Source organism: Microvirga arvi (assembly GCF_016892765.1).
Taxonomy (GTDB): Bacteria; Pseudomonadota; Alphaproteobacteria; order Rhizobiales; family Beijerinckiaceae; genus Microvirga; species Microvirga arvi.
This window is the reverse complement of the sequence record NZ_JAFEMD010000099.1, coordinates 1-10979: the sequence shown is the minus strand read 5'-3', so window position 1 is coordinate 10979 and position 10979 is coordinate 1. Positions and strand designations below refer to the sequence as shown.

The 10979-nt window shown below is 59.5% G+C and carries 9 protein-coding genes and 1 pseudogene; 4 read left to right on the top strand and 6 right to left on the bottom strand.

Annotated features, from left to right (window positions below; all coding sequences use genetic code 11):
- Positions 1 to 668: 668 nt before the first annotated feature.
- Complete coding sequence (gene repB, locus ILT44_RS28545; protein ID WP_204242996.1) at positions 669 to 1937, bottom strand: plasmid partitioning protein RepB; 1269 nt, start codon at positions 1935 to 1937, stop codon at positions 669 to 671.
- On the bottom strand, positions 1937 to 3175 hold the full coding sequence (gene repA / locus ILT44_RS28540; RefSeq protein ID WP_204242995.1) for a plasmid partitioning protein RepA: 1239 nt from the start codon (positions 3173 to 3175) through the stop codon (positions 1937 to 1939). Before repA ends, repB begins: the two co-directional genes overlap by 1 nt.
- Before the next feature lie 986 nt (positions 3176 to 4161).
- Here repA and ILT44_RS28535 point away from each other — a divergent pair.
- Positions 4162 to 4465 (top strand): annotated as a pseudogene (locus tag ILT44_RS28535) (P1 family peptidase); the annotation flags it as partial.
- Between the two features lie 164 nt (positions 4466 to 4629).
- Here ILT44_RS28535 and ILT44_RS28530 read toward each other — a convergent pair.
- The 4 genes from ILT44_RS28530 to ILT44_RS28515 form a co-directional block, all read right to left on the bottom strand.
- On the bottom strand, positions 4630 to 5136 hold the full coding sequence (locus ILT44_RS28530; protein WP_204242993.1) for a hypothetical protein: 507 nt from the start codon (positions 5134 to 5136) through the stop codon (positions 4630 to 4632).
- 177 nt (positions 5137 to 5313) lie between these two features.
- Positions 5314 to 6234: a recombinase family protein gene (locus ILT44_RS28525; protein WP_204242992.1), complete on the bottom strand. Its 921-nt coding sequence runs from the start codon at positions 6232 to 6234 to the stop codon at positions 5314 to 5316.
- A 13-nt stretch (positions 6235 to 6247) separates the two neighbouring features.
- Positions 6248 to 6616 (bottom strand): type II toxin-antitoxin system VapC family toxin, encoded by a 369-nt coding sequence (locus tag ILT44_RS28520; RefSeq protein ID WP_204242991.1) that lies wholly within the window; start codon positions 6614 to 6616, stop codon positions 6248 to 6250.
- The gene (locus ILT44_RS28515; RefSeq protein WP_036346850.1) at positions 6613 to 6810 is read right to left on the bottom strand and encodes a type II toxin-antitoxin system VapB family antitoxin; all 198 of its coding nucleotides are present in this window, start codon (positions 6808 to 6810) and stop codon (positions 6613 to 6615) included. The genes ILT44_RS28520 and ILT44_RS28515 overlap by 4 nt, the downstream gene beginning before the upstream one ends.
- A gap of 563 nt (positions 6811 to 7373) precedes the next feature.
- Here ILT44_RS28515 and ILT44_RS28510 point away from each other — a divergent pair.
- From ILT44_RS28510 to pdxA, 3 genes are all read left to right on the top strand, one after another.
- On the top strand, positions 7374 to 8486 hold the full coding sequence (locus ILT44_RS28510) for an RHE_PE00001 family protein (RefSeq protein WP_204242990.1): 1113 nt from the start codon (positions 7374 to 7376) through the stop codon (positions 8484 to 8486).
- 99 nt (positions 8487 to 8585) lie between these two features.
- A complete protein-coding gene (locus ILT44_RS28505) occupies positions 8586 to 9860 on the top strand; it encodes a four-carbon acid sugar kinase family protein (protein ID WP_204242989.1) in 1275 nt (424 codons plus the stop codon).
- Positions 9861 to 9887: 27 nt separating this feature from the next.
- Positions 9888 to 10892: a 4-hydroxythreonine-4-phosphate dehydrogenase PdxA gene (pdxA, locus tag ILT44_RS28500; RefSeq protein ID WP_204242988.1), complete on the top strand. Its 1005-nt coding sequence runs from the start codon at positions 9888 to 9890 to the stop codon at positions 10890 to 10892.
- Positions 10893 to 10979: the final 87 nt, after the last annotated feature.

Genomic DNA, 10979 nt, shown 5'->3' with positions numbered 1-10979 from the left:
CAGCCGAGGATCCCACCGCTCGCCGACCTCGTCATCCAGTCAGCCTGAGGCATGGCCCCCCAATCTGCCCCAGTTACGCAAAGCTAAGCTTTGGTATAAGTGCTAAGCTGTTGAAGCAAAATGAGAGAACGGGAACAGCGGAAGCTAAACCGGGACTAGCTACGGCCTGCCAGACAGTTTTGAGCTGTTATGCCTGGCTGCATCGCGAGCCACTACATCTAAGGTCTTATCACCAGCGCTCATGAAAGCCTGCGAGCAGCCAGTGGACCTTAGAAGCCCTTGTTTTAAGCCATTTTAGCAGGCCAGAGGGAAGTCTTGCTCTCTTCGGGTGGTAAACAAAATCCCTCACCAGTCGTCTTCAAACGATCAGTTTAATGTGCCCCGATGAATGTACAAGTGGGAGTACAGATCTTCCGAGCCTTGGAGATTACCCGAGCCTGCGGCATCTCGGAATGCAAGCAGAAGCGGGATATGCTTCGCAAGATCACCGATGCCGTCACGGTCCTTGACCGTGGGCGTGATCGACGATTCCACATCGTGATATCTGTACCGGTCAGGCCAAGCACGACACCATCGATCCATTTGTGCGCCTGCCTCAAGGCGCCAACCGGCTCAAATAGAAAAAGGCAGCGAAAATGCTGCCCTTTGTTTTCGGGTTGGAAGGGTGATTAGCTATCCGACCGTCCAGTGTATTTGGCATATAGAGCATCAAGGTTGTTGACGACGAACTCAGCAAAGCCCGAATCGACATTGCGGTCGATCTGCAGCGTGCAACGCTTGGACGTGGAGTTGATTGTTGCCTTGACGCGCATATCGGGAGCTTCCCAGTAAGCAGGCTCCGCGCGTGCTAGCCGGTCTTTGCGGGTCACCTCTTCGACAAGGGCGTTGAAGCGCTCGTTCGTCTCCCGAGCGTTAAAGGCAGGCGTCTTGATGAACGCCTTTGCCTTCTCTAGCACAGATGTATCGTTCTGGAACAGCTCGGCCAAGGGCAGCCAGCGTTTGCGGCCGATCTCCGGTGCAGGGCCAATCGCGTCAATGATGGCGGCTGGGATCCGTTCGACCACCTGCAAGTACCAAGTAATCTGAGACTGGTTGCTGATGCCGAGCGCCGCCGCAATCGTCTCACGATTGAACTTCTTCGCCTTCATTGCAGCGGCAAATCGTGCCTTCTCGATAAAGCTCAAGTCGAGCCGGGCGTTATTTTCTTGGCCTTGCGCCACGATGAGCTCGACGTCAGTCAGCTGCGTGACGACTGCACGGATTTTCTTTCCCAGAGAGGCGACGGCCTTCAGGCGCCGATGCCCGAAAGCAGCTTGATAGCGCCCTTCTTGATGAGGATGGGGCCTCACGAGGATCGGGACGAGCTGACCTTGGTTCTCGATCTGACGTGCTAGTTCGGTGATCGACTGAGTGCCATCATCCATTCGGTCCCGGATGAAGGACTCGTCGATCAGGTTCGGATCCAGTTCGACGACCGTTTGGCCGCTTTCAACGAGCGCCTTCAAGTCATCAATTTCCTGTGAGTCATCACGAACTAATGTACTTAAACGCTTCATTACTTGGCTTGTAGGAGCATTCTGGCGAAATAGGTTTTCAGCCGATTTTTGAGAAGCATTCTCAATTTCGAGTGCGATATCATCCTTCTGGGGCACCGCAACCGATTCAGGGATCGTCCCGAGCGTCGCAGAGACCGTCGGGGAGGCATCAGAGATCTCGGCGTTGGTGTTCAGAGGCGCTGCAGTCTCCTCGCCCGCCCCTGTCGTTCTGTGAGAGGGCTCGACGATAACGGGAACGCCACTTGGTCCGGCCTCGACAGTTAACTCGGAGATCGTTTCGGAGACTATCCGCAGCTTATCCTCGTATGCGGGCTCTTTGTTTACAGGATCCGACTCTTCCGTACCGAGGAACGCCGCCAGTCGCTTTGCACTCTTTGCCATTAGATCCTCCCCCAGGCCTGCAGGACCAGCTTCTCGATATCGCTGTTGACAGCATTCATAGACTCGATCGCACGGTCGATCGTGCCTTTTGTGAAATCTGCGCGCTCGGCTTCATAAATCGTCTTCTTCATGATGCCGGCATCTGAGACAGCAGTGCTCTTCAGCATTTCGTGCTCAAGAACATAGTCTCCAAACATCTTCCGGAGATACTGAACCATCTGGGCCTGAGGCACGTCGTTCGGCTCATAGCGGGTGACTAGATATTTGAGCCAGTCGTACTCTGTATTACCCCCCGCATTTTTGAGCACGCTCAGCAAGTCCTTAGTCATAGTCAGGAACTGAGCCATAGACATTACGTCCATCATCTGGGGATGGACGGTGATCACGATGCCTGTCGCAGCGCTGAGAGCCGAGAGCGTCAGGTATCCTAGTTGGGGCGGACAATCGATTATGACGAGATCGTAGTTATGATGGACGGTCTCAAGCGCGCCGTTTACACGGTCGAAGAAGCGCTTACCCTCTTGCTTGTTCTGGAGAGCCATTGGCACTTCATGCTCAAACTCCATCAGCTCAAGATTCGCGGGAATAATGTCCAGGCCCTCGATATAGGTTGGACGGATGATGTCCTTGAGCGGAATTCTCTCGTCGGTATAGCGGATGTTTCCGTAGAGGGTCTGGTTCTCAAGCACGTCGAGCTCCGGATGGAGGCCGTGAACGGCTGAGAGGCTCGCTTGCGGATCCAGATCGATGGCCAGAACGCGATAGCCGTTAATTGCTAGATACTGTGCCAGATGAGCGGCAGTTGTGGTCTTAGCTGATCCACCTTTGAAATTCGTGCAGGCGATCACCTGAAGGTGTTCGCTCCCGCTACGGTGTTTCAAATACTGCCTCTCCCCTTTCGCGTTCGCATCGAGATACGCACGTAGGTTTACGACGTCCTTAAGGGTATAGAGACGTCGGCCATTCGGCTGTACCTCCACGTTGGGCCCCTTCCCGTCCAGAGACAGCTGGCGCAGGTAACTGTCAGCGACACCAAGGAGCTTGGCGACCTCTCCGGACGTCAACTTGCGAAAGGACTTCTGAGCCCGCGGCGGAAAGGCGGCCTCAAGCTGCCGGTGCAGGTTCTTGGAAAGCTTGGTTGCGTGCTCTCCAATAAGGTCGAGCCCCACGCGGGGCACCCGAATGGATGTTGAGCTGGCAGATACCTGACCTTCGCTCTTGAGCTGAGGCAGAGCCATCAGGGTCCTCCTTCTTACGGAAAAGTGCCGGCAAGCGGCCGTATTCCGTCTCATCAAAGGCGGGGAACGTTAACATCCGGTTAAATAAGGCTGAATGGGACGAGGCATTGGCTTCGTTCTTCCAAGCTTCTCGGGCTACAATTCTGTCCCTCAACGAAAACTTCCTGCGGGAGAGTCGTTTTAAGCACGTGTAAAAAACTCCGCCTGCCCTTTCCGGAGCCGAGGATCTGGTCCCACTAGTCCCCTTGTGACTGTTGGTCTGATTCGGCTTGGCTAGTTTCGCTGCATCCAGCCCTGTAGCAGGGTGGTCTGCAACGGTCCGCCCTCCCCTAGCTAGCGAGCCCGCATGCCACTAAACCAAGAGCAACCAAGGAACCAAGCGAGACGATCCAAGCCTCGCTCCCGGTCGTGAGAGTCTTACCGCCGTCATCGGCTCCACACCGTCATGGTTTTACACCTGTAAAAAGCGCAGGTATGGCCTTATGGCCATAGGAGAATGGCAGTGGCATCTTCCTTCTGCCCGCGTCGGCACTTAAGGTGGCACTGAGATCCTGTGGTTTGACAGGTGTACGGCTTGCATGGCCCTACTCCAGATGTGGCCTCGATTAGGAGACCAGCGTGTGATGCCAAGTCCGGGACCGCAGACGGCAACGCATTGCGTTTTTACACCGGTAAAAGCGACGCTCGGAAGAATTACTGCCCCTCCCCTCCACACCAGGTATTCTGCCGACATATGTGCAAGACGCATGCAGACTAGTCACAGGGCCGGCGATCACGAGAAGTCTTGGCCAGGTGGAAGTCCGCCGTGTCACCACGCTGCCCACTTAAAAGGCTTCGAAGCCAGAACGCTCTCCTCGTTTGGGGCTCGCTCTCGAAGGTTTTACAGGCGTAAAAAGCCTCGCTGGTTGTACCTGACGCTCATTAGGTTGGTTGCTCGTGCCGGATCAAAGAGAGTTTCACCGATGAAGCCAGCCACTTCGTTCCGCCATCAGATCCTTGCGGGAGCCAGATGGGACGAAGGGCAGGGTTTCCGCGACACCATGGCAGCGATCATGGGCGGGTACCGCTGACGGCTTTGCCCGCAGCAGCAATCTGGTGCACACGATGTCGGATGGCGACACGATCTTTGCGTTGTCCACGGGCAAAGCCTCATCGGTCCGCGCCGATGTCTCGGCGATCGGAGCGATCGCCGCCACCCTGATGGCCCAGGCTGTGGCCCGCGCGGTGGTTGAGGCCGAGAGCCTGACGGAGCATCAGCTCCCGGCCCACAGAGACTATGTGAAGGGGTGAATAAAGCCCGCGGGTCGATCTCGATGAGGGGGAGGAGAACCCAAGGGGCGAACCTCCCCTTCACAATGCTTGCTGTTCCGTCCCATGGACAGTGATGCGTCGATGGTCGACCCGCTTTCGTGGACCCTCAGGAGAGGGAAACTTGTGCTAGCGGCATCTGCTTCTCAAAGGGAAGGAGCAAGCCATTCCTTGATCTTGCTGAACTTGAAATGGTCGGCCACTGACGTGGGCGCCTTAGCACTCTGCTGGACAGCATCCAGCCTCGACCTCACCTCATCTGTTGCCAGCACGTCAGCTTGCCGCCCGATGGCTAGGGCACCTTCCAGAACCTCGAGGCGATCCTGGAAACGCATGCGGTATCTCAGGTGCTGGGTGATATAGACCTCCCGCTCCCACTCGACCTGTCTTGTGTCGGCGCAGGCCAAGCGGATGACGAACGGGAGCAAAAGCTGCCGCTCGGCATCATCAGCTTCATCGTTCAGGAGCAGCGCCAAGCTGCAGATCGGGCGCGAGAAGCAGGCGGGCATCGTCTCGACGGCTCGGACCGGTTGATAGGGAAAGCCAGCCGCGACAATGGCTGCCTCGTTGATACAGGTTCCACCGTCCTTGCCGGGGAAGGCGTGTGAGCCTCGTTTCAGCTTCCAGCTCAGAATGTGATCAAACGTGTCCATGGCGGCCATTCCTGTGGCGCCCCCCACGATGGTGATCCTCTGACGGCTCACCTGTCAATCGCGCGGGATGCGGGTCGAAGAACTGACCTTGAATCGGCGGGGGCAGGGCACCTCGGCGTCCCATCCCCAAACGGAGCCCGTAAGCGGTTGATTGAACGGCATCGCCCAGCGACGCGGCTACACCACGTCTGGCAGGGACGTTGGCAGAGCCAGTCCCACCTTGCGGGCCCGGTCGAGTTGCTTCTTCACCGAAGAGGCTGACCATGTGAGGCCGCCGCGTGGGGTCCGTTCCCGCATGCGCTCCAGTTGCGCTCCGATCTCCCGCAACGAGAGGCTCGGGTCGGTCATGGCGATGCCGGCAATCAGCGTCATGAGCCGGTCCTCCGGGTTCTTGCGTGGGGCAGGGTGAAGGAGGGCAGGGTCAGCCATGTGCTGAGAGACGAGCTTGCCCACGGCACGCCGCAGCCGGGCCACGGTCCACGGTTGGCCGCCGTCGCCGAGGACGCGAACAACATCCTGCCAAGGGTGCTGCGGACGCATGCGGCGCACCGTCGGCATCCAGCGATCCGCGCCGGCAATCAGATCGTCCAAATAGACCTTCTCCCGGGCCAGAGCGATCTTGCGGATGGCCTCTGGCCGGCGCTCGCGCATCCCCGGATTTCCGGGCTTCTTGCCTCGCGCCGTGGCCGCCTTGATGCCGGCCCGCGTCCGCTCTGAGATGAGGGAGCGCTCGAGCTGCGCCACTGCGCCAAGCACCTGCAAGGAAAATATACCTTGTGGAGTCGAGGTGTCGATTGGATCGCGCAGGGAGCGGAAATGTGCCTTCCTGGCCTCCAGCGTCTCGATGACCTCCAAGAGGTGGCTCACGGAGCGGGCTAAGCGGTCCAGACGGACCACAACCAGGACCTCCCCCGGCCTGATCTCACGCAGCAACCGCGCCAGCACCGGCCGCGCCCGGCTTGCCCCTGAGCCATGCTCCTGGTGGATCTCGGCACAACCGGCAGCGCGCAATTCATCGAGTTGGGCATCGTGCGCCTGATCCTCAGTTGACACGCGGGCGTAGCCAATCAGGCGCTTACTGGAAGGGGAGGGGACCATTATTCTTCGCTGGTCAATTGAAGTCTGCGGACAGCCCGAGGCGCGTAGCTGCCTGCCGCAGCCGCCGATCCCGGGTCCAGAGCATGGCCCAGGGGTAAAGTCGCGCTGCTGCTAGAAGGTGCGCATCGACAAAACCGATCCCGAGTCCGTAGAGTTGCTCTCGCTCAATAAGCATCATGACCTCATCGTCACTGGCAACGGTAGCCTGGGGCAGGTCGCGGAGGGATTCAAGCACAGTCCTGCGCTGGCGAAGACTGCCGAGGGCAAGCTCGCCCGTGACAAAGGAATGCGCAAGTACGCGCCCTGTCCGAAGAAGATCTGCCAACACGGGATCGTTGCTCATCAGGTGGTCGATCCACACCGAGGTATCGACGATGATCACTGAGCATCCGTCTGTCGGCGCGGGACAGGCTTAAGGTCAGGCTCGGTACCGCCGAGGCGGGCCAGCCTTCGGGCACTCTCCCGCTCAATCAGAGCCTTCAATGCTTCACGAACTAGGGCCGATTTTTCCTGCAGGCCCGTAAATGCCTGCGCTTTTGCGACGAGTTCGTCATCGAGCGCAATCGTTGTTCTCACGCCAGTATCTCCATCCTATGACATCCAAGATAGCATCGAATGATGCTGATAGAAATGCCATTAGGGTATTGATGCTCGGTTCAATGGCTAATCACCTTACCCACATCTGATCTGGTGGAGATGTTCAACCCGATCCCCAGTTACCAGATGCAAATATAAGGGCAGCAGGAATATAGACCCATGAAGAATGCAAGCTGTACACTTTAGCTCATCGTTAGCAACTGATCGTTTGAAGACATATCTCAAGCCATTTTATTAACCAGCCGGGAAAGGAAGGACTTCCCATAAGCTCGCCAAAATGGCTTAAAACAAGGGCTTCTGAAGCCCTTCAGTGCTATTAAGGCTCGTGGAAGCGACTCCAGAACGGCTCGCTCGACACACCTCTCCTGATCTGGGCGGATGCCGCTTTGCAAAGTGCTGCAATGCCTTGCCCTTCGTTGTAGCAAATCCTTGCTTTGCTTCTTCTCGCTAAGCTATAGCTTGCTTCATCAAGAACTTAGCTTGAGGGTGCAAGCGTGGCTTTCGGGGGCAGGGTAGGGGAGTTTGACGACGAGCCTTTCCTGGTGCCCCGCACCTACGCTCTGCCGGAGCTGCCGTGGGAGATCATCGCCGGCCGGCTGGAGCCGATCACGATCAGCATCCTGCGCTTCGACGCCCGACTGGAGGCCTCAGGGCTATCGGCCGGCTGGCAGTCGCGCTGCGACATGACTGAGGCGGTGCGGGCGCTGCTGCTGGATGGGCACCTCGTCGATGTGGGGGATCTGGTGCTGCACGATGCCGGCATGGACGTGCGCCATCCCACCCACGAGCTCACCCGCGCCGCGGCTGCCTTGCGGGCCCGCCGCACCGCCCTGGCCCGCAAGGCGCCGTGGCCCTTGTCCATCGATGGGCTGACCGCCCTACGCGGTATCGGCCCCGTGGCTCAGGACAAGCCCACCCGGCCCAAGGGCAAGCGGCTGGATCCGGACGATGACGAGGCCTACTCGCTCTATGCCAACGATGCCGATCCGTGGAAGGCGCACTTTGCCGAGATCGATGCCCTGCTCGAGCGCACCAGCAAGGTGCTCGCCGGTGAAACCCCGCTGCCGAAGAGCCGCTCGCACCTGGTCTATGATCCGGATCAGGACGAAGCCGAGGCCGAAGACCTGTGGCTCGATGTGGTGAAGCGCACCGCCCACTGGCCGGCCATTGCCGCGGCCGCGGTGGCGTGGAATGCCTGGCTGGATCTCAACCTCTACACCCGCCTGCCGTGGCTTGGCCTGATCATGGCCGCCGCCATCTTGCGAGCACGAGGTCTGACGAGCCATCTGCTGCCGCTCGCCGCCGGCTTCAAGCAGTCGAAGTTCCGGCCCCAGGGCCGGGAAGGGGCAGCCGAGAGGCTCGAGGGCTTCTGCCAGGTGCTGGAGGGGGCGCTTGTCCTTGCCCACAAGGACCTCGACCGGCTCATCCTTGCCCGTGAGCTGATGAGCCGGGTCACGGCCAAGACCCGCTCCAACTCGAAGCTGCCGGAGCTCGTCGACTTGTTCCTGTCGCGCCCGCTGGTCACCGTGCCGCTCGCGGCCAAGCTGCTCAAGGTCACGCCCAAGGCCATTGACCTCATGCTGGCCCAGCTCGGCGGAGCCCTGCCGCGCGAGCTCACAGGCCGCACCCGCTACAGAGCATGGGGCATCGTCTGAGGCCGCACAGATCAATCAGCGCACCCGACCCTCCCTGTCTTGTGAGTTCATCTGTGACAAGCAAATATGCACCCGAGTAACGAGGGTAGCCGGACGTCGATGATCGAAACCCTTATCATTGCCGACGACCTGACTGGTGCCGCAGATTGTGCCGTTTCGTGCGCAACGGCGGGCGCCGACACGGTGGTGCTCCTCGATGCTAATGCCGATCCGGGCGGCGCAACGGCTGCCTCAGTTGATGTGAATTCCCGGGCCATGATGGTCCAGGAGGCCGGAGCCGCTGTCACAGGAGCTGTTCAACACCTCTACAGCAAGAGCACACGAATTTTGTATCACAAGATTGACTCGACATTGCGCGGCAACTGGCCATCAGAGCTTGCTCATATCCGCCAAGCCGCAACGGATGTCCTTGGATATGCACCTTTTGTGATTGTTGCGCCCGCTTTCCCCGGAGCGGGACGCGCGACGATAGACGGCCATGTGTTCGTCAACGGCACCCCGCTCGAGAACACGGGCCTCTGGAAACAGGCAGACGCGACACAATCCGCCGATCTGCGGACTATTGTTGCTGATGTGGGATTGAAGGTCGGGGTGGTCACCCTCGAGCAGGTTGCGCTCGGTACAGAGGCACTCAAGGCGCGCCTCGCAAAGTGGGCAGATGCCGGGTGCGACGTTGTCGTATGCGATGCTCAGATCGAGGATAATCTTCTCACGGTTGCGGCCGCATCCCTCATGCTGCCCGGAAAGCCGCTGTGGGTCGGGTCTGCCGGCCTGATGCGGGCTCTTGTCAGGGCCGGGGAGGGCGAGGTCGTTCCCACATCGGCCCCAATACGGGCGGCGGCAGGAAAGCCCATTTTCATTGTCGTGGGCAGTGCATCCAGTGTGTCACACACGCAGTTCGAGGCCCTGGCGGAGGAGCAGGGCGTCGTGCCCGTGACCATTCTCCCGTCCACTCTGCGGGAGAGCAGCGCCCCAGAGCGGGTGCAGTCCTGCGCCCAAACTCTCGATGCGGCTTTGGCATCGGGGGTAGATGTCGCGGTCACGATCAGGGGTGAAGAAGTCAACTTTCAGGCGGGGCCGCGGCTTGCAGCCGCTCTGGCCGTGCTGATTGCCGCGCGCCTGCCCCGGGTCGGTGGGCTTATTGTGACCGGTGGTGAGACGGCACGGGCGATCCTCGATCGAGCCGGCATATCAGGGTTGAGAATGCAAGGCGAGATCGAGCCAGGAGCGCCTGTTGGCATATCGATCGGTGATTTTGCCATCCCGGTGATTACGAAGGCCGGGGCCTTCGGCGATCACATGACCTTGACACGTTGCCGCGCGATCCTGCGCGGCGGTCGGAGCAATCATTCCAATTCTACAATGAGCGGGTAATGTAGGCCCCTGGCCTGGGGTTCGTGTATGAATCAGCCTATCATAGCGATCACAATGGGCGACGCGGCCGGTGTCGGCCCCGAAATCATCATGAAGGCGCTTGCTCATCGGGAGGTCTACGAGCGCTGTAAGCCTCTGATCATCGGAGATGTCAGCCGCCTGCGGCAGGCCGGCGAGATTGTCGGCTCCTCCTTGAAAGTTCGATCTGCGTCAGGTCCGAAGGAAACTGCGTTCGAGTATGGGTCGGTTGATTGCGTCGATCTCGGCTTGATTCCCGACAATCTACCGTGGGGTAAACTATCCCCGCTCGCGGGCGATGCGGCATTCCGGTACATCGAGCGGGCGGTCGCACTGGCCTCAGCCAATGAGGTTGATGCCATCTGCACGGCTCCTCTCAACAAGGGGGCGCTCCACGCAGGAGGGCATCCCTTCCCAGGCCATACCGAGATCCTGGCGGCGCTGACGCACACGCCGGAAGTCTCGATGATGCTGATGACCCCGAAGCTGCGCGTCATCCACGTGACCACCCACATTGGCCTGATCGATGCCATTGCGAAGATCGAGCCGGGACTGGTCGAACGAACCATTCTGCGCGGCCATGGGGCCCTTGTGCGCTCGGGGATCGCAAGCCCCCGCATCGGGGTGTGCGGGATCAATCCTCATGCCGGCGAAAACGGTTTGTTTGGCCATGGTGAAGAGGAGCAGAAGATCGAACCAGCTGTGCAGACGCTTCAGGCGCGCGGCATCCATGTCGAAGGCCCTCTTCCGGCTGACACCCTGTTCTTCCGCGCCCAGCGCGGCGACTTTGATCTTGTGGTCGCCATGTACCATGACCAGGGCCATGGTCCGGTCAAGGTTCTTGGGATTGAGGAAGGCGTCAATGTCACCGTGGGGCTGCCCGTGATCCGTACGTCGGTGGACCATGGCACGGCCTTCGATATCGCTGGAACGGGCCGGGCTGATGAGCGGAGCATGCTCGAGGCCCTCAATCAGGCCATCCTCTTGGCTCCGCAGCATGCTGCCCTTGCCTGAAAGCCTCTGATGTTCTCTAATTCCGGGTTTGGGGTCAAGCTCTCTGTGAGCATCCTTGCCGGGTCCATGGTTCTCTCCGCGGTAAGG

Coding starts and splice junctions, on each gene's coding strand:
- repB (WP_204242996.1), bottom strand. CDS start 1,937: ATGGCAAAGAGTGCAAAGCGACTGGCGGCGTTCCTCGGTACGGAAGAG.
- repA (WP_204242995.1), bottom strand. CDS start 3,175: ATGGCTCTGCCTCAGCTCAAGAGCGAAGGTCAGGTATCTGCCAGCTCA.
- ILT44_RS28530 (WP_204242993.1), bottom strand. CDS start 5,136: ATGGACACGTTTGATCACATTCTGAGCTGGAAGCTGAAACGAGGCTCA.
- ILT44_RS28525 (WP_204242992.1), bottom strand. CDS start 6,234: ATGGTCCCCTCCCCTTCCAGTAAGCGCCTGATTGGCTACGCCCGCGTG.
- ILT44_RS28505 (WP_204242989.1), top strand. CDS start 8,586: ATGATCGAAACCCTTATCATTGCCGACGACCTGACTGGTGCCGCAGAT.
- pdxA (WP_204242988.1), top strand. CDS start 9,888: ATGAATCAGCCTATCATAGCGATCACAATGGGCGACGCGGCCGGTGTC.